Source organism: Streptomyces sp. NPDC051315 (genome assembly GCF_044455165.1).
Taxonomy (GTDB): Bacteria; Actinomycetota; Actinomycetes; order Streptomycetales; family Streptomycetaceae; genus Streptomyces.
The window spans coordinates 32,325-51,331 of the sequence record NZ_JBITEN010000031.1 but is presented as its reverse complement, the minus strand read 5'-3'; the positions used below and the strand labels follow the sequence as shown (position 1 = coordinate 51,331).

Below are 19,007 nucleotides of genomic sequence, written 5' to 3'. Positions count from 1 at the left end.
CCCTCACCCGCCGGACCCGTCACCCGTCCGAGCCCTCAGCCACTGACCCGTCCCCCGCTTCTGCCGCCCGGCGCAGCAGCAGCTGCCGTTCGCGTTCGTTGGCGGTCAGTTCGGCCGCGCGGGAGAACTCCGCCCGCGCCTGCGCCCTACGGCCCAGGCGCAGCAGCAGGTCGCCGCGGACGCTGGGCAGGAGGTGGTAGTCGCGCAGGGCGGGTTCACCGGCGAGCGCGTCGACGATTTCCAGGGCCGGGGCGGGGCCCTGCACCATGGACACGGCCACCGCGCGGTTGAGTTCGACGACCGCGGACCGGGTGCGGGCCGCCAGGAGGCCGTAGAGGGTGGCGATGGTCGGCCAGTCGGTCTCCTCGTAGGTGTACGCGTGCGCGTGGCAGGCGGCGATGGCGGCCTGGAGGACGTACGGGCCCGGGGCGCCGGATGGGGGTCCCCCCGCCCGAGCGGAGCCGGGGGCGGGGGAAGTGGCCTCGGCGCGGGCCAGGGCGGTGATGCCGCGGGCGATGAGCATGCGGTTCCAGCGGCGGCGGTTCTGGTCCCTGAGGAGGACGGGCGTGCCGTCGGGGTCGGTGCGGGCGGCCGTGCGGGACGCCTGGAACTCCAGCAGCGCCGCGAGGGCGTGCACTTCGGGCTCCTTCGGCATCAGCGCCGCGAGCTGCCGGGCCAGCCGCAGGGCGTCCTCGCACAGCGCGGGACGCAGCAGGTCGTCGCCCGCGGTGGCCGCGTACCCCTCGTTGAAGATCAGGTAGATGACGTCGAGGACCGAGCCGAGCCGGGCCTCGCGGTCCGGGCCGTACGGCACCTCGAAGGCGACGTTCCTCGTCGCGAGGGTGCGCTTGGCGCGGACGATGCGCTGCGCGACCGTCGGTTCCGGCACCAGAAAGGCGCGGGCGATCTCGGCCGTGGTGAGGCCGCCGAGCAGGCGCAGGGTGAGGGCGATGCGGGCGTCCGCGGACAGCACCGGGTGGCAGGCGGTGAAGACGAGGCGCAGGAGGTCGTCGTCGATGTCGTCGGGGGCGGCCGGCTCCTCGAACGGGACCGCCGTCTCCAGGTCGCGTCCGATCTCCGCGAGCTTGCGGGCGTACGCCTCCCGGCGCCGGACCAGGTCGACGGCGCGGTGCTTGGCGGTGGCGGTGAGCCAGGCGCCGGGGTTGTCGGGTACGCCGTCGCGCGGCCACCGCTCCAGGGCGGCGACCAGGGCGTCCTGCGCCAGTTCCTCGGCGAGGCCGACGTCCCGGACGACGCGGGCGACGGCGGCGATGACGCGGGGGGATTCGAGGCGGAAGACGGTCTCGATGGCGGCGCGCGGGTCGGGTCGGGCGGTGGTTCGCGGGTCCGGCCCGGCGTCGGTGGCGTGCGGGTCCGCTGCCGGGGCGGCGCGCCGGTCGTCGTCGTGGGGGCCGGTCCGGGGGCCGGTGGCGGGCTGTTGTTCCACAGCCCACCATCGAACACCCCGGACGGCCTCGGGAGAAGGAACCCTCAGCCTTCCTCGATCTCCCGCACCTCGAGGGTCAGGGTCCACTCGTCGCCGTGCACCTTGAGGAAGCGCTTGGCCCACTCGAGCGCCTCGGCCTTGTCCTTGCACTGCATGATCGCGTAGCCGCCGACGACCTCCTTGGTCTCGGTGAAGGGCCCGTCGGTGGAGGAGATCTCGCCGCCCTTCAGGTGCAGCCGGGTGCCCTGCGCCGTCGGGAGCAGCCCGGCGGTGTCGAGCATGACGCCGGCCTTGGTGATCTCCTCGATCAGCTCGCCCATCCGCTGCATCAGCTCTGGGCTGGGGCCGCCGGCGGGGATGTCGGACTCGTCGATGCGGACGAGCGACAGGTAACGGGGCATGGTGACTCCTCGTGTGCCGTGGCCGGGCTGTCCCCGGCCTCTCACCCTTACGTCGAGTGGGACACGGCCGGATCGACATCCTCACCGGAATCCGCCGAAGGTTTTTTCCGGCGGTCCGCCGCTCCGGGTGTCAGCTCCGGTTCCATGGGCGTTTTTGCAGGTCGTGGGTGTTTCCCGTGGAGCGCACCGGCCGCCAGCGCGCCCGCCGCGAGCAGCGCCGCCGACACCCAGTACGCCGCCGCGTAGCCCTCGACGAGCCCCTGCCGCCCGCCCGCGCCGTCGTGGGCGGCCGCGACCGTGACCAGCACGCCGAGGCCGACCGCCCCGCCGACCTGGCGCGAGCTGTTGAGCAGACCCGACGCCATGCCCGTCTCCTCACCGGCGACCCCGTCCGTGGCCGCCGTGCCCAGCGGTACGAAGCACATGCCGATGCCGACGCCGGCGACGGCCGACGGCAGCAGTACGGAGAGGAGGAAGCCGCCGTCCACCGCGACCGTCGCCGCGAACAGGGCGATGCCGGCGGCCCCGAGCAGTCCGCCGGCCGTCAGCAGCGTCCCGGCGCCGAGCCGGGCCGTCGCCCGGGTCGCGATCACCGTTCCGGCCACGACACCGGCGCAGAACGGCAGGAACGCGGACCCGGCGGCGGTCGGCCCGTAACCGAGGACCTGCTGGAGGTAGAGCGAGGTGAAGTAGAACGCGGCGAACTGGCCGGCCGACATCAGCAGCGCGAAGACGTTGGCCGCGAGCACCGGGCCCCGGGCCAGCAGCCCGAGCCGCAGCAACGGCTGCCGCACCCGGGTCTCGGTCACCGCGAACGCGGCCAGCGAGACCGCCGCGGCGGCCAGCACCCCGGCCGACTGCCAGGCCGTCCAGCCGTACGTCTCCGTCCGCACCAGACCGAACACCAGCAGGGCCGTCCCGGCGGTGACGAGGAGAGCGCCCGCGAGGTCGAGGCGGGAGCCGGAGGAGCGGGGAGCGTCGGCCGGGACGGCGGGCCGGGCGAGGGCCAGGGCCGCGGCCACCACCGGCACGTTGACCAGCATCACCGAACGCCAGCCCGCCCAGTCGGTGAGCAGGCCGCCCGCGAGGACGCCGACCGCTCCGCCCGCCGCGCCGGCCGCGCCCCACAGGCCGAGCGCCCGGGAACGGGCGGGACCGGCCGCGTAGGTGACGGTGACGAGGGCGAGCGCGACCGGCGCGAGCGCGGCCGCGCCGACGCCCTGCACGGCCCGCGCGGCGATCAGCTGGCCCGGTGTCTGCGCGAGCCCGCCGGCCAGGCTCGCGACACCGAACACGGCGAAGCCCGCCACCAGGACCCGGCGCCGCCCGGCGACGTCGGCGAGCCGCCCGCCGAGCATGAGCAGCCCACCGAAGGTCAGCGCGTAGGCGTTGACGACCCAGGCCAGCGACTCGGCGCCGAAGCCGAGCCCGCGCCCGATGTCCGGCAGGGCGACGTTGACGACGGACACGTCGAGGGAGACGAGGAACTGCACGGTGAGCAGCACCGGCAGTAACCAACGAGAGGGCAGGGACCGGGAGTTCATCGGGGAGTCCACCATGCCCGGCAGATTAATATACGCGTACGGAAACTGGCTATACGCGTACGGAAAATCGGGGCGGGAAGGGGGGAGAATGCACCCGTGACAGGCAACGGGCAGAAACGGGCGGTGGGCAGGCCCCCGCGCATCGAGAAGCAGCGGATCGTGGACGTGGCGCGGCGCATCCTCGAGGAGGAGGGCGTCGAGGCGGTCTCCATGCGCCGGATCGCCAAGGAGGTGGGCGCGACCCCGATGGCGCTCTACCACCACGTACGCGACAAGGACGAGCTGCTGATGCTCACGCTGGCGGGCATGGCGTCGACCGTGCCGCGCCCGGAGCTGCCCGATGACCCGCGCGACCGCATCGTCGCCACCGCCGTCCACATGCACGCCGTGCTGAGCGACATGATCTGGGTCATCGACGTGCTGAGCAGGGGCGACCTCACCGACAAGGGCGCCCTGTGGATGGCGGACGAGATCGTCGACTCGGCCATCCGCTGCGGACTGACCCCCCACCAGGCGATCCACGCGTACCGCACCATCTGGTACCTCGTCTACGGCGCCCTGGTCTTCCGGCGCGCCGACGCCCGCCGCGCCGCCGACCCCGGCCGCAAGCCGTTCTTCCCGTCCCTCCTCACGCAGGACGACGCCGGTGACCTCCCGCGTCTGGCGGCCCTGTCGGAGCAGTGGGAGGAGGTGACGGCCGCCTACGACGTGGCCGCGCAGCTGGAGGCGGTGGTGGACGGGCTGCTCGCCCGTGCGGTCAGCCCCGGTTGAGCGACTCCCACAGGTCGCTCGCCGCGGGCTCCCGGGCCACCACCCGGTTGGGGTCCGACGGGGCCGTCACCACCGGCAGGGTCACGGTCGTGACGTTCCGGGCGGACAGGTCCTTCAGGCTCCGGCCGAGTTCCATCAGCTCGGCGAGGGAGTCCAGGCCGGTGTCGGTGGTGAGGCCGCCGGTGACCGCGTCGGCGACCTGGTAGAGCCGGGTGGGGCTGGTCAGCAGGTCGGTGGAGGAGATCTGCTCCAGCAGGGCCTTCACGAGGGTCTGCTGGAGACCTATGCGGCCGAGGTCGCTGCCGTCGCCTATGCCGTGCCGGGTGCGGGCCAGGGCGAGGGCCCGGGTGCCGTCGAGGTGGTGGGTGCCGGCCGCGAGGTGCAGACGGCTGTCCTCGTCGTCGATGTCCTCCTCGGTGGTGACGGTGACCCCGCCGAGCGCGTCGACGAGCCGGGCGAAGCCCGAGAAGTCGACCTCGACGAAGTGGTCCATGCGGACGTTCGTCATCGACTCGACGGTCTTGACCGCGCAGACCGGACCGCCCACCGCGTAGGCGGTGTTGAACATCGCGCCGTACGCCACCGCCGTCGTACCGCCGGAGGGCAGCGGGCAGGACGGGCGGGTGACGAGGGTGTCGCGCGGGATGCTGACGACGGTGGCGCCGGTGCGGCCGGCGTCGATGTGCACGACCATGGCGGTGTCGGAGCGGGCGCCCTCGCTGTCACCGCCGCCGAGCTCCTGGTTCCGCGCGCCGCTGCGCGAGTCCGAGCCGAGGACCAGGATGTTGACGGCCCCCGTCGGCAGCGGGGTCGCCGAGGCGGTGCCGGACGGGGCCGGGGTGGTCACCGCGCGCGCCGGACGGTCGTCGCCGAGCGCGTTGTCGATGTCGACGCCCGTGATGTTGTCGTTCAGGTGCCGGTAGGCCCAGCCCGCCGCGGCGGCGCCCAGCACCAGCGCGCCCGCGAGGGCGAGGCCGACGGCCCTGAGCGCCGCCGACCGCCGGCCCCGTCGTCTGTCCCCGTGCCCGTTCGCCTCGGGCCCCGTCACGTCGTGTCCCGTCACGGGGGAGAACGTAAGTCCGAACCATGAGGGTCTTGTGAGGAACCGGGGCCCGAGGCGGATTTCTTCGGAATTTCTCACCCTGCGCGGCGGCCGGCAGCCCGCGGCCTCAGCCCAGCGTCACCGTCGGCACCGGATTGCTGCCGCTCCACGACCCGTTGAACCCGAAGGTCACCGCACCGCCGTCGGAAACCGTCCCGTTGTACGGGGCGTTGGAACAGGTGACCGTCGCCCCCGACTGGGTGCAGTTCGCGTTCCAGGCCTGCGTGATCCGCTGCCCCGCTCCGTACGTCCAGCTCACCTTCCACGACGTCAGCGCCGCCCCCGAGCAGGCGATCCGCACCTGCCCGGTGAAGCCGGTGTTCCACTGGCTGCCGATGCTGTAGGCCGCCGTGCACGCGTCCGTGGGCGGCGGGGTCGTGGTGCCCCCGAGCGCCTCGGCGATCGCGTGGTACGCCGGTTTCGGCGCGTAGTTCTCGTCGTACGGCGTCGCCGCGCCCTGCCCGGGGAAGGTGCTCGGGATCCAGGAGTCGGAGTCGGTGAAGCCCCAGACGGTGACGCCGGTGCAGCGGCTCACGGCCAGGCAGGCGTTCATGACGGCCTTGTAGTCGGCGGCCTGCTGGGTGAGCTTCGCGCTGTCCGAGGGCAGCTGCATCCGGATGTCCAGCTCGGTGATCGCGACATCGACGCCGAGGTCGGCGAAGCGCTGGATGTTCTGCTGGAGCGTGGACGGGACCTGACCGAGGATCAGGTGGGCCTGGAGGCCGACGCCGTCGATCGGGACGCCCCGCTCCTTCAGGGACCTGACCAGGTTGTACAGGGCGGTGGACTTCGCGTTGACGCCCTCGACGTTGTAGTCGTTGATGTACAGCTTCGCGGCCGGGTCGGCGGCCCGCGCCCGGGTCAGGGCGGTCGCGATGTAGTCCGCGCCGAGGTTGTCGTACCAGAGGGTGGAGCGGTAGGTGCCGTCCTCGTCGAAGGGCTCGTTGACGACGTCCCAGGCGGCGACGCGGCCCTTGTAGCGGCCCACCTCGGTGTCGATGTGGTTCTGGAGCAGGGTGTTCAGCTGGGCGGGCGTCCAGCTGCCGTTGGTCAGCCAGCTCGGGTTCTGGCTGTGCCAGACCAGGGTGTGGCCGCGCACCTCCTGGCCGTGGGCCTCGGCGAAGTCCACGATCTGGTCGGCCTCGGCCCAGTTGAAGCTCCCCTGGGCCGGCTCGACCGAGCCCCACTTCATGGCGTTGCCGGGGGTGAGCCAGTTGAACTCGCGTCCCGCGATGTCGCCGTAGGTCCCGGTGAGCTTGGAGCCGGTGACCGCGGTGCCCATGACCCTGCCCTGGGCGGCGGCGAGGTCGCGCAGTGGTGCGTCGGCGGCGTGGGCGGTGGTGGTGCCGGCGGTGAGCAGGGCACCGAAGGTGGCCGCTCCGGCGAGCAGCGCCCGCACGGTCCTGGATGATCCCGGGGTTCGGGAGGTTCGGGAGGTTCTCATGGCGGGGGGCCTCCGAAAGTTTCGGTTGTGCAACCGATTGACTTCGGAGGAGTGTGGAGGCGTCCTCCACACCCGTCAATACGTCACCTTTCGGCCAGGGGCGGCGCTCCCGTGCTCGTCCGCACCACCAGACTGGTCGCCAGCTCCACCCGGGTCGCCGTCGGCGCCTCGTCCGACCGGCCCAGCTCCAGCACCAGCCGGGCCGCCGCCTCCGCCATCTCCGTCAGCGGCTGGCGCACGGTCGTCAGCGGCGGGCCCACCCAGCGGGCCACCGGCAGGTCGTCGAAGCCGACCACGCTGACGTCCTCGGGAATGCGCAGACCCAGCTCACGGGCGGCCTCGTAGCAGCCCAGGGCCTGGAGGTCGTTGCCGGCGAAGACGGCGGTGGGCCGGTCGGGGCGGGCGAGCAGCTCGCGGCCGAGCCGGTAGCCGGTCTCGTGGTGGAAGTCGCCGGTCTTGATCAGCTCCGGGTCGACCGGCAGCCCGGCCGTCTCCAGGGCCGCGCGGTAGCCGTCGACGCGGGCCCGGCTGCACATCATCTGCGGAGGCCCGCTGATCGCCCCGATCCGCCGGTGCCCCAGTTCGACCAGGTGCCGGGTGGCGGCGAGGCCGCCCTGCCAGTTGGTGGCGCCGATCGAGGGCACGTCGGCGCCCGGGTCGCCCGCCGGGTCCATCACCACGAACGGGATGGACCGGCTGGTGAGCAGCGCGCGCTGGGACTCGTCGAGCCCGGACAGCACCAGCACCACGCCGTGCGGACGGCGGGCGGCGACCTGGTCGGCCCAGGTGCGCCCCGGGGTGAGCCGCCCGGCGCTCTCGCTCAGCACGACGCTCAGCCCGGCGTCCCGCGCGACGTTCTCGACCCCCCGGATGACCTCCATCGCCCACGCGCTCTCCAGTTCGTGGAAGACCAGGTCGATGAGGGGCGAACGGGTCGCCTCGGCGCGCCGGCGCCGGTAGCCGTGGGCGCGCAGCAGCTCCTCTACGCGGGTGCGGGTCGCCGGGGCGACGTCGGCGCGGCCGTTGAGGACCTTCGAAACAGTCGGCGCCGAGACGCCGGCCTCCCGGGCGATCTCCGCGAGCGTCGCGGTCTGCGCCGATCTGGCTTCCATCCGCGCCTTCGGCCCGTCGTTCGGGGTCGTCGGCCGGTCTTCCGTCCGCGTCTCCGCGGGCTCCGAGGGTGTCATGGCGGCGATCGTATCCCCGCACGACCTCTTGACGAACCCATCACCGAGCCATAGGTTCCCGGAACATTCGGAGCTAAGCTCGAAACATTCGTACGGTTGGATTCCCGACTGGTGGCTCACCGACCCCTGACAGGAGTTTCATGACCACCGCCCCCTGGCGTGACCCCGCCCAGCCCGCCGCCGCCCGTGTCGACGACCTCCTCTCCCGGATGACCCTGGAGGAGAAGACCGCCCAGCTGTACGGCGTGTGGGTCGGCGCCGAGACGGACGGCGACGGAGTCGCCCCGCACCAGCACGACATGACCGCCGACTACGACTGGGACGAGCTGATCACCCGGGGGCTCGGCCAGCTGACCCGTTCCTTCGGCACCGCACCCGTGGACCCGGCGCTCGGTGCGCGCGCCCTGGCCCGCGCCCAGCGCCGGATCGCCGAGGCGGGCCGCTTCGGCATCCCGGCCGTCGCGCACGAGGAGTGCCTGGCCGGCTTCACCGCCTGGCGGGCCACCGCCTACCCGGTCCCGCTCGCCTGGGGCGCCGCCTTCGACCCGCCGCTGGTGGAGGAGATGGCCCGGCACATCGGCCGCGACCTGCGCGCGGTCGGCGTCCACCAGGGTCTGGCCCCCGTCCTGGACGTCGTCCGCGACCCGCGCTGGGGACGGGTCGAGGAGACGATCGGCGAGGACCCGTACCTGGTCGGCACGGTCGGCGCGGCCTATGTGCGGGGCCTGGAGTCGGCGGGGATCGTCGCCACGCTCAAGCACTTCGCCGGGTACGCCTCCTCGGCGGGCGCCCGCAACCTGGCCCCCGTCCGGGCGGGCACCCGCGAGTTCGCGGACGTGACGCTGCCGCCGTTCGAGATGGCGCTGCGCGAGGGCGGGGCGCGCTCGGTGATGGCCGCGTACACGGAGCGGGACGGCGTCCCGGCCTCCGCCGACCCGGAGCTGCTGACCGAACTCCTCCGCGAGGAGTGGGGGTTCACCGGCACGGTGGTCGCCGACTACTTCGGCATCGGTTTCCTCCAGACCCTGCACCGGGTGGCGGGCACCCCCGCGGAGACCGCCCGCCTGGCCCTGCACGCCGGCATCGACGTGGAACTGCCGACGGTGAAGTACTACGGCGAGGCCCTGGTCACGGCCGTGCGGGAGGGGCTGGTTTCCGAGGACCTGGTCGACCGGGCGGCCCGCCGCGTGCTCCTCCAGAAGTGCGAACTGGGCCTCCTGGACGAGGACTGGCGACCGGAGCCCGCCGAGTCGGTGCCGATCGACCTGGACTCGGCGGCCAACCGCGCCCTGGCCCGCCGTCTGGCGGAGGAGTCGGTGGTCCTGCTGGACAACCCCGACGGCCTGCTCCCCCTGTCCCCGGACGGCCGGATCGCCGTCGTGGGTCCCAGGGCGGCGGACGCGCTCGCGATGCTCGGCTGCTACTCCTTCCCCTCCCACGTCCTCACCCACCACCCGGGGGTGGAGCTGGGCATCGGCATCCCGACGCTCCTGGAGTCCCTGCGGACCGAACTGCCCGACGCGAAGGTGACGTTCGCGGAGGGCTGCCCGGTCTCCGACCCCGACCCGACGGGCTTCGAGGAGGCGGTGGCGAGGGCCGCGGAGGCGGACGTCTGCGTGGCGGTCCTGGGCGACCGGGCGGGCCTGTTCGGCCGGGGCACCTCGGGCGAGGGCTGCGACGTGGCGGACCTGCGCCTTCCGGGCGTACAGGGCGATCTGCTGGACGCCCTGGTGGCGACGGGCGTCCCGGTGGTGCTCGTCCTGCTCACCGGCCGGCCCTACGCCCTCGGCCGCTGGCAGGGCCGCCTGGGCGCCGTCGTCCAGGCCTTCTTCCCCGGCGAGGAGGGGGGTCCGGCGGTCGCGGGGGTGCTGTCGGGCCGTGTGAACCCCTCGGGCCGTCTGCCCGTGAGCGTGCCCCGCGTGCCGGGCGGCCAGCCGTGGACGTACCTCCAGCCGCCGCTGGGCCTGGCCGGGGAGGTCAGCAGCCTGGACCCGACCCCCCTGTACCCCTTCGGACACGGACGCTCGTACACGAGCTTCGCCTGGGAGGACTTCTCGGCCGGGGACGGGGAGACCGACCTCCCGACGGACGGCTCGTACGACGTGTCGCTGACCGTCCGCAACACCGGCGACCGCCCCGGCTCGGAGGTCGTCCAGCTCTACCTCCACGACCCGGTGGCCTCGGTGACCCGCCCGGACGTCCGCCTCGTCGGCTACCGGCGCGTCACCCTCGAACCGGCCGAGTCGGCCCGTCTGACGTTCCACTTCCACACCGACCTGTCGGCCTTCACCGACCGTGAGGGCCGACGGGTGGTCGAACCCGGGGCGCTGGAGCTGCGGCTGGGCACGTCCAGCGCGGAGGTACGGCACACGGCACGACTGCGGCTCACGGGGTCCGTACGGAAGGTGGGGGCGGACCGGAGGCTGCGGTGCGAGGTGTCACTCGGCTGACCCGCCGCCCGCTTCCTCCGCCACCGCCTCGAACCGCCACCGGTGCACCGCCCGCGTCACCAGTTCCCCGTCCGGCTCCGGCAACTCGGGCAGTACGGCGTCGTAGGCCGCGTCCCACCAGGTGATGACCAGGACGCGGTCCTGCGGGGCCCGGAAGGTCTCCCGGCGCAGGGGGGCGGGGGTGAGGCGCTGCCCGCGGGTCCACGCCAGCAGTTCCTCGCCCCGGCCCCGGGCCGCCCGGGCCTCCCACATCAGCGCGACCGTCATGAGTAGAGGTTGTCCTCGCCGACCTCGTGGACGTGGTCATGGCCGCGGCCGGGGACATGGGGGTCCGTCACCGGCAGGGACGAGTCCGCCGAGAGGTCCCAGTCGGAGGCGGCCCGGCCGCGGGCGACCATCTCCGCGCCCAGGGCGGCGACCATCGCGCCGTTGTCCGTGCACAGCTTGGGGCGGGGGACGCGCAGGCGGATGCCGGCCGCCTCGCAGCGCTCCTGGGCCAGGGCGCGCAGCCGGGAGTTGGCGGCCACCCCGCCGCCGATCATCAGGTGGTCGACGCCCTCGTCGCGGCAGGCCCGTACGGCCTTGCGGGTCAGGACGTCCACGACCGCCTCCTGGAAGGAGGCCGCCACGTCACGCACCGGCACCTCCTCCCCCGCCGCCCGCTTGGCCTCGATCCAGCGGGCGACCGCCGTCTTCAGACCGGAGAAGGAGAAGTCGTACGCCGGGTCGCGCGGGCCGGTCAGGCCGCGCGGGAAGGCGATCGCCTCCGGGTCGCCCTCGCGGGCGTAGCGGTCGATGACCGGGCCGCCCGGGAAGCCGAGGTTCAGCACCCGGGCGATCTTGTCGAAGGCCTCGCCGGCGGCGTCGTCGATGGTGGCGCCCATCGGGCGGACGTCGGAGGTGATGTCCGAGGAGAGCAGCAGGGAGGAGTGGCCGCCGGACACCAGCAGCGCCATCGTCGGCTCCGGCAGCGGGCCGTGCTCCAGCTGGTCCACGCAGATGTGGGAGGCGAGGTGGTTCACGCCGTACAGCGGCTTGCCGAGCGCGTACGCGTACGCCTTCGCCGCCGACACGCCGACCAGCAACGCGCCGGCCAGACCGGGGCCCGCCGTCACCGCGACGCCGTCCAGGTCCTTCGCCGAGACGCCCGCCTCCTTCAGCGCGCGGTCGATGGTCGGGACCATCGCCTCCAGGTGCGCCCGGGAGGCCACCTCCGGCACGACCCCGCCGAAGCGGGCGTGCTCGTCGACGCTGGAGGCGACGGCGTCGGCCAGCAGGGTGGTGCCGCGGACGATGCCGACGCCGGTCTCGTCGCAGGAGGTCTCGATGCCCAGGACGAGCGGTTCGTCAGCCATTGATCTCGGTTCCTTGCACTGATGTCGATTCGGCGGCGGAGCCGCTCTTGGGTGCTGTGGTCAGGCGCATCACCAGGGCGTCCACGTTCCCCGGCTGGTAGTAGCCCCGCCGGAAGCCGATGGGTTCAAAGCCGAAGCGCTCGTACAGCCTCTGGGCGCGGACGTTGTCGACCCGGCACTCCAGCATGACCTCGGAGCACTCGAAGGCGGTCGCCGCGCGCAGCAGTTCGGTGAGCAGACGGGAGCCGAGGCCCGTGCCCTGGTGGTCGCGGGCCACGGCGATGGTCTGGATGTCGGCCAGGTCACCGGAGGAGGCCAGGCCCGCGTAGCCGACGATCCGGTCGCCGGTCTCGGCCACGACATAGCGGCGGGTGGCCTCGGGGCCGCGGGAGTGCGCCAGCTCGGACCAGAACATGCCGCGCGACCAGGCGTCCTCGGGAAAGAGGTTCTTCTCGAGTTCCAGGACGGGGTCGATGTCCCACCAGCGCATCTCGCGCAGCTCGGGGACGGCGGGCGCGGGAGTGTGGGACTCGGTCACTTGGGGGTGACCACCTTGTAGTTCTTGGGGACCTGGGCATCCGGCCGGCGCAGGTACAGCGGGCGCGGCGCCGGGAGGTCCTCGCCGGCCGAGAGCCTCTCGGCTGCCAGCGAGGCGAGGGCCGCGGCGGACACGTGCTCCGGCTCGTGCGCCTTCGGGAAGGTGTCGGGGTAGAGCAGCGCGCCCGCACCGACGGCCGGCAGGCCGGCGACCCGCTCGGCGATGTCCGCGGGGCGGTCGACGGCCGGGTCGGTGACCCGGGTGCGGGAGTCGGCGTAGCGCGCCCAGTAGACCTCCTTGCGGCGGGCGTCGGTCGCCACGACGAAGGGGCTGTCGAGGTCGGTGGCGTAGGCGAGGCCGTCGAGGGTGCACAGGCCGTGCACCGGCACGCCGAGCGCGAGGCCGAAGGTGTCGGCGGTCATCAGGCCGACGCGCAGCCCGGTGTACGGGCCGGGGCCGATGCCCACGACGATCCCGGTGACGGCGTCGAGCGCGTGGCCCGCCTCGGCGAGGAGGCGGTCGACGGCCGGCAGCAGCAGCTCACCGTGTCGGCGCGCGTCCACCTGGCTCGACGAGGCGATGACGTCCGTGCCGTCGTGCAGGGCGACGGTGACGGCGGGAGTGGCGGTATCCAGAGCGAGCAAGAGCACGCCAACAGCCTACGGCTCCGCGGGCCCCTGCCGGACGTCCAGCCACTCCCGCCCGCGGGCCCGGCCCCGCCCCGGCCCCGGCCGCCCGACACGGTCCCCCACCCCGGCCCCGGCCGCCCCGGACGGGGCCCCGCCGACTGCTAACGTCACCGCGAAGCCGACACGCGAAGTACGACGTACGGCAAAGAAGTATGACAAACAGGTACGACAATCAGTACGGCGGTCGACAGGACAGCCAGTACGGCAAAGGAGTGGTCGCCGGTGGCAAGCAGCAGCTCGACTCTCGTGGCCGGGCTCACCGCGGCGGCCGTCGGCACGGTCGGGTTCCTCGCCTACCAGGCGTCGGCGAACGCGCCCGCCACGTTCGGCAGGCCGCAGGCGATCGCGGCCGCGGCCGCGTCGAAGGCGCCCCGCGACAAGAGCAACCCCACCGCGCTGCCGGCCGGCTCCGGCGAGGGCGAGCGGGTGGTGTACTCGATCGACGACGACCGGGTGTGGCTGGTCGGCGAGGACGGCAAAGTCCAGCGGACGTTCAAGGTGACCCCGGGCAGCGTCGACCCCCCGCCGGGCGCCTACGTGGTCACCTCCCGCTCGAACACCACCACCGGCACCGACGGCACCCCCATCGAGCACGTGGTGCGTTTCACCACCGTGGGTGAGGTGGTCATCGGCTTCAGCGCGGCCGTGAACGGCTCGACACGGATGCCCGACCCGGCGGTGCGCACGGGCGGCATCCGGCAGTCCCGCGCGGACGGCAACGCCATGTGGCGGTTCGCGACGATCGGGGAGCGGATCATCGTGATCCGGTAGCCGTGCCGCCTCGGCCGGGCTCCGTTGACCGGGCTCCGTTGACCGGGCTCCGTTGGCCGTGGCCCGGCAGTCGTGATCCCGCAGCCGTGACCCGTTGGCCGGTACGGCCGACCCGGAGGGGCTCGCGGTGCCGGCCGGCAGGAACGGCCGGCGGCGCTCGGGTGCCGCGATGCCGGGACACCTCAGCGGTTTGTCATGTCCGACGTTCGCATGAAGGTTCCGACAAGACGTCGGCAACATGTTGCGTTCGGCGTCCCGGGCGTGGTCACATGGTATCCAGTCCGTAGTTAGGTGTACCTAACTACGCCCGCCCCGGCCCCCAGGAGGCGTCCATGTCGGCCACCGAGCCCAAGGTCCAGCCGCGGCCGTTCGCACTCGCCGGGGTGTCCATGCGCGATCTGCTGGCGTCCTGCGCGGCCGCCGAGGCCGTGTCCCGGCCGCCGCGCGAACCCCACCCCACGGCGCCCGCGCCCGTGCGGCCCACGGCTCCCGGGGAGCCGGTCGCGCACCGGGAAGCCGCGTAAGCGTACGGCCGTCAGGCCGTCAGGCCGCCAGCACACTCAGGTCGGCCGACGCCCACCGCTCCCCGAGCCCGGTGACCGTCACCTGCCGCACCTCGTCCGTCGTGTCGCCGACGGCCCGGTGGATCCGCACCTGGAGCCGCTCGTCCGCCAGTTCCTCGACCTTGCCCTCGCCCCACTCCACGACCACCACCGACTCGGGCAGCGACACGTCGAGGTCGAGGTCCTCCATCTCGTCGAGCCCGCCGGACAGGCGGTAGGCGTCGACGTGGACGAGTGGGGGGCCGTCCCCGAGGGACGGGTGGACGCGGGCGATCACGAAGGTCGGGGAGGTGACCGCGCCCCGCACCCCGAGCCCCTCGCCGAGCCCGCGTGTCAGAGTCGTCTTGCCCGCGCCTAGCTCCCCGCTGAGCATCACGAGGTCGCCGGCGCGCAGCAGCTTGGCCAGGCGACGGCCCAATTCCCGCATCTGGTCGGGAGAGTTGACGATCAGCTCGGTCTCAGCCGGGTTGTGCGGTGCCGCTGGTGCTTCCATAGCCACCCACGGTAGCTCCTGCGGGCACGGCACCCGCGCGGGTGAGCAGGTCGGCGAGGCGGTCGGTGACCACTTCCGGGTGCTCCAGCATCACCAGGTGCCCGGCGTCCGGGACCAGCACCAGTTCGGCGTCCGGCAGCAGGTCGGCGATGGCCTCACTGTGCTCGCTGGGCGTGACCAGGTCCCCGATCCCGGCCAGCACCAGCACCGGCATGTCCTGGAAAAGGCCCAGCGCCTCCGTCTTGTCGTGGTCGTTGAAGGCCGGGTAGAACTCGGCGACCACGTCGATCGGCGTCCCCTCGATCATCCGCTCGGCGAACCGGGCCACGGCCGGGTCGACGTCCCGCGACGCGAACGAGTACCGCTTGATGACCCCGGCGAAGAGATCGGCGGTGGCCCGCCGCCCCTTCTCCACCAGCTCCGCCCGCTGCCCCAGCGCCCTCAGCACACCGGGAAGCACCCGCCGCACGACGTTGACGCCCGCGACCGGAAGGCCGAAGTTGACCTCGCCGAGCCGCCCCGACGACGTACCGACGAACGCGGTGGCGACGACCCGCTCGCGGATCAGCTCGGGGTACTGCGCGGCCAGCGCCATCACCGTCATCCCGCCCATGGAGTGCCCGACGAGCACGAGCGGTCCCTCGGGCGCGGCCGCGTCGATCACGGCCTTCAGGTCGCGCCCCAGCTGGTCGATGCTGACCGGCGCGCCGTCCTGCACCTGGGCGGCCCCGCGAGCGGAGCGGCCGTGGCTGCGCTGGTCCCAGTACACGGTCCGTACGACACCGCGCAGGGCCGCGCGCTGGAAGTGCCAGGAGTCCTGGGTGAGGCAGTAGCCGTGGCTGAAGACGACGGTGACGGGCAGGGGTGCCTTGCGGCCGAAGAGCCGTCGGCGGCGGGGAGCCGTGCCGCCCTCGGGCTCGACGTCGTCGAGCTCGTAGTACAGCTCGGTGCCGTCGTCGGCGTACGCCTTCCCGGGGTTGCCGCGCAGGGCGCCGTACGGACCCGCCGCGTCGAGGGCGAGGCGGGCCTTGGCGCGTATGCCGCGGCCCACCGTCATCCGTTCCAGGGCGACGCCGGCCGCGGCACCCGCGGCGATCACGCCTATCGCGGCGCCGGCGACACCGGTCGCCCGGCGCCACCCCCCGGCCGCCCCCGTGGCGGAGGCGGCGACGGCCGCCGAGGCGGCACTCGCCACTGCCTCCGCACTGCTCTCGCTCACGTACCGCTCCTCTTCGGCCGACGCCTGTGATGCGTGGTCACTCGTGTTGCTGGTGGTGCACGTGGTGCCGATGGTGCGGGTGGTGGGGCGCACGGGTCAGAGTGCACCCGGTCGACGAGTGCTGCTGGGACGCTCCCCCCCCCCCGCTTGCGGGTTACCCGTCCTGTTCCCCATTCACATAGACGCGAGGAACCCGCGCTCCGATGCGCGTGACGATCTCGTACCCGATGGTGCCGGCGGCCTGCGCCCAGTCCTCCGCGGTGGGCTCCCCGCGGTCGCCGGGTCCGAAGAGCACCGCCTCCGCGCCCGGACCGGGCTCGTCGCCGCCGAGGTCGACGACGAACTGGTCCATCGCGATCCGCCCCGCGGCCGTACGCCACTTGCCGTCGACGAGCACCGGGCCGGTGCCGGAGGCGTGCCGCGGGACGCCGTCCGCGTACCCGAGGGGCACGAGGCCGAGGGTGGTAGCGCCGGGGGTCGTGTAGTGGTGGCCGTAGCTCACGCCGTGCCCGCCCGGGACCTGCTTCACGAGGGCCAGGGAGGCGGAGAGGGTCATCACCGGGCGCAGACCGAAGTCGGCGGGGGAGCCCAGCTCGGGGCTGGGCGAGACGCCGTACATCGCGATGCCCGGGCGGACGAGGTCGAAGTGGGTCTCCGGGAGCGTCAGGGTGGCCGGGGAGTTGGCGATGTGCCGCACCTCGGGCCGCACGCCCTGCCGCTCGGCGTACGCCACCATCTCCCGGAAGCGGGAGAGCTGGGCGGCGACGGACGGGTGCCCGGGCTCGTCGGCGCAGGCGAAGTGCGACCACAGCCCGGTGATCCGGACGAGGCCCTCGCGCTCGGCGCGCAGTGCCTCCGCGACCAGTTCGGGCCAGTCGGCGGGCTGGCAGCCGTTGCGCCCCAGACCGGTGTCGGCCTTGAGCTGCATGCGGGCGGTCCGCCCGGCGAGCCGGGCGCCCTCGACGGCCTCGCGCAGCGCCCACATCCCGCTCACGGACACGTCGAGACCGGCCTCGACCGCCTCCCGCCAGGGCCCGCCCGGCGTCCACAGCCAGCACATGATCCGCACGTCCGCCGGCAGCCCGGCCCCGGCGCGCAGCGCGAGCGCCTCCTCGGGCGTGGCGGTGCCGATCCAGGTGGCGCCCGCCTCGACGGCGGCACGCGCACACGCCACCGCGCCGTGGCCGTACCCGTCGGCCTTCACCACGGCCATGAACGCCGCACCCGGGGCCTTGGCCCGCAGGGTCCGCACGTTGGCCCGCAACGCGGCCAGGTCGATCTCGGCGCGGGCGCGCGACGGGTGGGCGGTCGGCTGTGCAGTCTCACTCATCGTGCCCAGTGTCTCAGAGCCCCCGGACACCCCCTAAGAGCCGGGCCAGCGGCCCCGCACATCCACCCGGTCACCCGCCCCCGGGCTCCCTCACCACACGAACACCCCACGCCCCATCACCCCTCCCGCCTCACGCCCCCGCCGCCCCTCCGTCTCACAGGCCTCCGGCACCGCCCCGCCTCACACCCCCGCCACCCCTCGGCCTGACAGGTCGCGGCACCGCCCCGCCTCTCACGCCGCCGGCCCCGCCCCCGCCTCACCCCCGCACCACATCCCGCCAGGCCTCCGCCACGGCCGTGGCCACCTCGTGGGCACCCACCGGTGCGCCGTCCGCCGCGAACCGACCCGCCAGGCCGTGCAGGTACGCCCCCGCGCTTCCCGCGTCCAGCGCGGACAGGCCCGCCGCCAGCAGCGATCCCGCCAGCCCCGACAGCACGTCCCCGCTCCCGGCCGTGGCCAGCCACGACGTGCCCGTCGCGTTCACCCGCACCGCCCCGCCCCCCGCGTCCGCGACCAGGGTCGTCGATCCCTTCAGCAGCACCGTCGCCCGGTACCGCCCGGCCAGCTCCCGCACCGCGGCCAGCCGCCCCGCCTCGACCTCCTCGCGCGCCACCCCCAGCAACGCGGCCGCCTCCCCCGCGTGCGGGGTCATCAACGTCGGCGCCGTCCGCCCGCGCACCGCCCCGGTCTCCGCCAGCCGCAACGCGTCCGCGTCGATCAGCACCGGCACCTCGGCGGCCAGCACCTCCGCGACCGTCCCGGCGTCGTCCCCGACCCCCGGCCCGACGACCCAGGCCTGCACCCGCCCGGCGTGCTTCGGTCCGTGGTCGGACACCAGCGTCTCCGGGAACCGGGCGATGACCGCCTCCCCGGCGGGACCGACGTACCGCACGGCGCCCGCCCCACCCCGCAACGCACCCGCCACGGCCAGCACGGCGGCCCCCGGGTAGCGCGCGGACCCGGCGGCGATTCCCACGACCCCCCGCCGGTACTTGTCGCTCTCCGCGGCCGGCACCGGCAGCAGCGCCGCCACATCCGCGTGCTGCAGCGCCTCCAGCTCGGCCCGCTCGGGCAACTGCAGCCCGATGTCGACCAGCCGCACCGACCCGGCGTGCTCCCGCGCCGGATCGATCAGCAGCCCCGGCTTGTGCGTGCCGAAGGTGACGGTGAGGTCGGCCCGGACGGCCGCTCCCCGCACCTCCCCCGTGTCCGCCTCCACCCCGCTCGGCAGGTCGACGGCGACGACGGCGGCCCCCGACTCGGCGGCGAGCGCCGCCAGCGAGGCCGCGTCCTCCCGCAGGCCACCACGCCCCCCGATGCCGACGATGCCGTCGAGGACGAGGTCGGCCCGCCGCACCGCCTCCCCGGCGGCCCCCGGCGGTACCGTCCGGCCGCCCGCCCGCCGCAGGGCCGCCAGCCCTCCGGCATGGGTCCGCCCGGGCGCGAGCAGCACGGCGGTCACCCCCGCCCCCCGCCGGGCCAGCCGAGCACCGGCGTACAGGGCGTCGCCGCCGTTGTCCCCGCTGCCGACCAGCAGCACGACACGGCGCCCGTACACCCGTCCCAGCAGCTCCGCGCACGCGGCGGCGAGCCCGGCGGCGGCCCGCTGCATGAGCGCGCCTTCCGGAAGCCGCGCCATCAACTCCCGCTCAGCGGCCCTGACGGTGTCCACACAGTAGGCAGTACGCATGGCTCTACCCCTA

Annotated in this window: 18 protein-coding genes; 4 read left to right on the top strand and 14 right to left on the bottom strand. The window is 74.1% G+C overall.

From position 1 onward, the window contains the following. Window positions 1-19: 19 nt before the first annotated feature. The 3 genes from ACIBBD_RS37510 to ACIBBD_RS37500 are packed head-to-tail and all read right to left on the bottom strand — an operon-like array spanning window position 20 to window position 3,407. The gene (locus ACIBBD_RS37510; RefSeq protein ID WP_399424309.1) at window positions 20-1,447 is read right to left on the bottom strand and encodes an RNA polymerase sigma factor; all 1,428 of its coding nucleotides are present in this window, start codon (window positions 1,445-1,447) and stop codon (window positions 20-22) included. A 44-nt stretch (window positions 1,448-1,491) separates the two neighbouring features. Next, window positions 1,492-1,848: a YciI family protein gene (locus ACIBBD_RS37505; protein ID WP_399424307.1), complete on the bottom strand. Its 357-nt coding sequence runs from the start codon at window positions 1,846-1,848 to the stop codon at window positions 1,492-1,494. Window positions 1,849-1,895: 47 nt separating this feature from the next. Beyond that, window positions 1,896-3,407: an MFS transporter gene (locus ACIBBD_RS37500; protein WP_399424305.1), complete on the bottom strand. Its 1,512-nt coding sequence runs from the start codon at window positions 3,405-3,407 to the stop codon at window positions 1,896-1,898. Window positions 3,408-3,488: 81 nt separating this feature from the next. On the opposite strand from ACIBBD_RS37500, the gene ACIBBD_RS37495 reads away from it, so the two are divergent. Next, window positions 3,489-4,163: a TetR/AcrR family transcriptional regulator gene (locus ACIBBD_RS37495; RefSeq protein WP_399424304.1), complete on the top strand. Its 675-nt coding sequence runs from the start codon at window positions 3,489-3,491 to the stop codon at window positions 4,161-4,163. On the opposite strand, the gene ACIBBD_RS37490 is transcribed toward ACIBBD_RS37495, so the two are convergent. The 3 genes from ACIBBD_RS37490 to ACIBBD_RS37480 all read right to left on the bottom strand — a co-directional run bounded on the left by ACIBBD_RS37490 (window position 4,150) and on the right by ACIBBD_RS37480 (window position 7,896). After that, entirely contained in the window at window positions 4,150-5,226 is a 1,077-nt protein-coding gene (locus ACIBBD_RS37490) for an LCP family protein (RefSeq protein ID WP_399424302.1), read from the bottom strand. The two genes, ACIBBD_RS37495 and ACIBBD_RS37490, sit on opposite strands and share 14 nt — an antisense overlap. A gap of 106 nt (window positions 5,227-5,332) precedes the next feature. Continuing rightward, window positions 5,333-6,709, bottom strand: a complete 1,377-nt coding sequence (locus tag ACIBBD_RS37485; RefSeq protein ID WP_399424300.1) for an endo-1,4-beta-xylanase — start codon at window positions 6,707-6,709, stop codon at window positions 5,333-5,335. A gap of 83 nt (window positions 6,710-6,792) precedes the next feature. Beyond that, window positions 6,793-7,896, bottom strand: a complete 1,104-nt coding sequence (locus ACIBBD_RS37480) for a LacI family DNA-binding transcriptional regulator (protein ID WP_399424298.1) — start codon at window positions 7,894-7,896, stop codon at window positions 6,793-6,795. 140 nt (window positions 7,897-8,036) lie between these two features. Between ACIBBD_RS37480 and ACIBBD_RS37475 the strand changes: the two genes are divergently transcribed. Beyond that, complete coding sequence (locus tag ACIBBD_RS37475) at window positions 8,037-10,346, top strand: glycoside hydrolase family 3 N-terminal domain-containing protein (RefSeq protein ID WP_399424297.1); 2,310 nt, start codon at window positions 8,037-8,039, stop codon at window positions 10,344-10,346. Here the strand turns inward: ACIBBD_RS37475 and ACIBBD_RS37470 are convergent. Genes ACIBBD_RS37470 through tsaB form a run of 4 tightly spaced genes read right to left on the bottom strand, consistent with a single transcriptional unit; the run spans window position 10,335 to window position 12,889 of the window. Then, window positions 10,335-10,613: a hypothetical protein gene (locus tag ACIBBD_RS37470; protein ID WP_399424296.1), complete on the bottom strand. Its 279-nt coding sequence runs from the start codon at window positions 10,611-10,613 to the stop codon at window positions 10,335-10,337. The genes ACIBBD_RS37475 and ACIBBD_RS37470 overlap by 12 nt on opposite strands. Continuing rightward, the gene (gene tsaD, locus ACIBBD_RS37465) at window positions 10,610-11,701 is read right to left on the bottom strand and encodes a tRNA (adenosine(37)-N6)-threonylcarbamoyltransferase complex transferase subunit TsaD (protein WP_399424295.1); all 1,092 of its coding nucleotides are present in this window, start codon (window positions 11,699-11,701) and stop codon (window positions 10,610-10,612) included. Before tsaD ends, ACIBBD_RS37470 begins: the two co-directional genes overlap by 4 nt. Then, window positions 11,694-12,191 carry a ribosomal protein S18-alanine N-acetyltransferase gene (gene rimI, locus ACIBBD_RS37460; RefSeq protein ID WP_399424337.1) on the bottom strand — a complete coding sequence of 166 codons (498 nt, stop codon included), beginning with the start codon at window positions 12,189-12,191 and terminating at the stop codon, window positions 11,694-11,696. The genes tsaD and rimI overlap by 8 nt, the downstream gene beginning before the upstream one ends. Window positions 12,192-12,235: 44 nt before the next feature. After that, on the bottom strand, window positions 12,236-12,889 hold the full coding sequence (gene tsaB / locus ACIBBD_RS37455) for a tRNA (adenosine(37)-N6)-threonylcarbamoyltransferase complex dimerization subunit type 1 TsaB (protein ID WP_399424293.1): 654 nt from the start codon (window positions 12,887-12,889) through the stop codon (window positions 12,236-12,238). A gap of 261 nt (window positions 12,890-13,150) precedes the next feature. Here tsaB and ACIBBD_RS37450 point away from each other — a divergent pair, with 261 nt between their 5' ends. Both ACIBBD_RS37450 and ACIBBD_RS37445 read left to right on the top strand, forming a co-directional pair. After that, a complete protein-coding gene (locus ACIBBD_RS37450) occupies window positions 13,151-13,699 on the top strand; it encodes a hypothetical protein (RefSeq protein ID WP_399424291.1) in 549 nt (182 codons plus the stop codon). Between the two features lie 332 nt (window positions 13,700-14,031). Then, complete coding sequence (locus tag ACIBBD_RS37445; RefSeq protein ID WP_399424289.1) at window positions 14,032-14,223, top strand: hypothetical protein; 192 nt, start codon at window positions 14,032-14,034, stop codon at window positions 14,221-14,223. A 19-nt stretch (window positions 14,224-14,242) separates the two neighbouring features. Here the strand turns inward: ACIBBD_RS37445 and tsaE are convergent, their stop codons facing one another. The 4 genes from tsaE to ACIBBD_RS37425 all read right to left on the bottom strand — a co-directional run bounded on the left by tsaE (window position 14,243) and on the right by ACIBBD_RS37425 (window position 18,994). Next, window positions 14,243-14,755 carry a tRNA (adenosine(37)-N6)-threonylcarbamoyltransferase complex ATPase subunit type 1 TsaE gene (gene tsaE / locus ACIBBD_RS37440; RefSeq protein WP_391998765.1) on the bottom strand — a complete coding sequence of 171 codons (513 nt, stop codon included), beginning with the start codon at window positions 14,753-14,755 and terminating at the stop codon, window positions 14,243-14,245. After that, window positions 14,721-15,974 (bottom strand): alpha/beta fold hydrolase, encoded by a 1,254-nt coding sequence (locus tag ACIBBD_RS37435; protein ID WP_399424335.1) that lies wholly within the window; start codon window positions 15,972-15,974, stop codon window positions 14,721-14,723. Before ACIBBD_RS37435 ends, tsaE begins: the two co-directional genes overlap by 35 nt. Window positions 15,975-16,128: 154 nt before the next feature. After that, window positions 16,129-17,304, bottom strand: a complete 1,176-nt coding sequence (gene alr, locus ACIBBD_RS37430; protein WP_399424287.1) for an alanine racemase — start codon at window positions 17,302-17,304, stop codon at window positions 16,129-16,131. 256 nt (window positions 17,305-17,560) lie between these two features. Then, window positions 17,561-18,994, bottom strand: coding sequence for an NAD(P)H-hydrate dehydratase (locus ACIBBD_RS37425; protein WP_399424286.1), 1,434 nt, complete (start codon window positions 18,992-18,994; stop codon window positions 17,561-17,563). Window positions 18,995-19,007: the final 13 nt, after the last annotated feature.

Bases quoted from the DNA above. Each gene is read 5' to 3' on its own strand.
- ACIBBD_RS37505 (WP_399424307.1), bottom strand. From the start codon at position 1,848: ATGCCCCGTTACCTGTCGCTCGTCCGCATCGACGAGTCCGACATCCCC.
- ACIBBD_RS37500 (WP_399424305.1), bottom strand. From the start codon at position 3,407: ATGGTGGACTCCCCGATGAACTCCCGGTCCCTGCCCTCTCGTTGGTTA.
- ACIBBD_RS37485 (WP_399424300.1), bottom strand. From the start codon at position 6,709: ATGAGAACCTCCCGAACCTCCCGAACCCCGGGATCATCCAGGACCGTG.
- ACIBBD_RS37480 (WP_399424298.1), bottom strand. From the start codon at position 7,896: ATGACACCCTCGGAGCCCGCGGAGACGCGGACGGAAGACCGGCCGACG.
- ACIBBD_RS37475 (WP_399424297.1), top strand. From the start codon at position 8,037: ATGACCACCGCCCCCTGGCGTGACCCCGCCCAGCCCGCCGCCGCCCGT.
- ACIBBD_RS37470 (WP_399424296.1), bottom strand. From the start codon at position 10,613: ATGACGGTCGCGCTGATGTGGGAGGCCCGGGCGGCCCGGGGCCGGGGC.
- tsaD (WP_399424295.1), bottom strand. From the start codon at position 11,701: ATGGCTGACGAACCGCTCGTCCTGGGCATCGAGACCTCCTGCGACGAG.
- rimI (WP_399424337.1), bottom strand. From the start codon at position 12,191: ATGCGCTGGTGGGACATCGACCCCGTCCTGGAACTCGAGAAGAACCTC.
- ACIBBD_RS37445 (WP_399424289.1), top strand. From the start codon at position 14,032: ATGTCGGCCACCGAGCCCAAGGTCCAGCCGCGGCCGTTCGCACTCGCC.
- tsaE (WP_391998765.1), bottom strand. From the start codon at position 14,755: ATGGAAGCACCAGCGGCACCGCACAACCCGGCTGAGACCGAGCTGATC.
- alr (WP_399424287.1), bottom strand. From the start codon at position 17,304: ATGAGTGAGACTGCACAGCCGACCGCCCACCCGTCGCGCGCCCGCGCC.
- ACIBBD_RS37425 (WP_399424286.1), bottom strand. From the start codon at position 18,994: ATGCGTACTGCCTACTGTGTGGACACCGTCAGGGCCGCTGAGCGGGAG.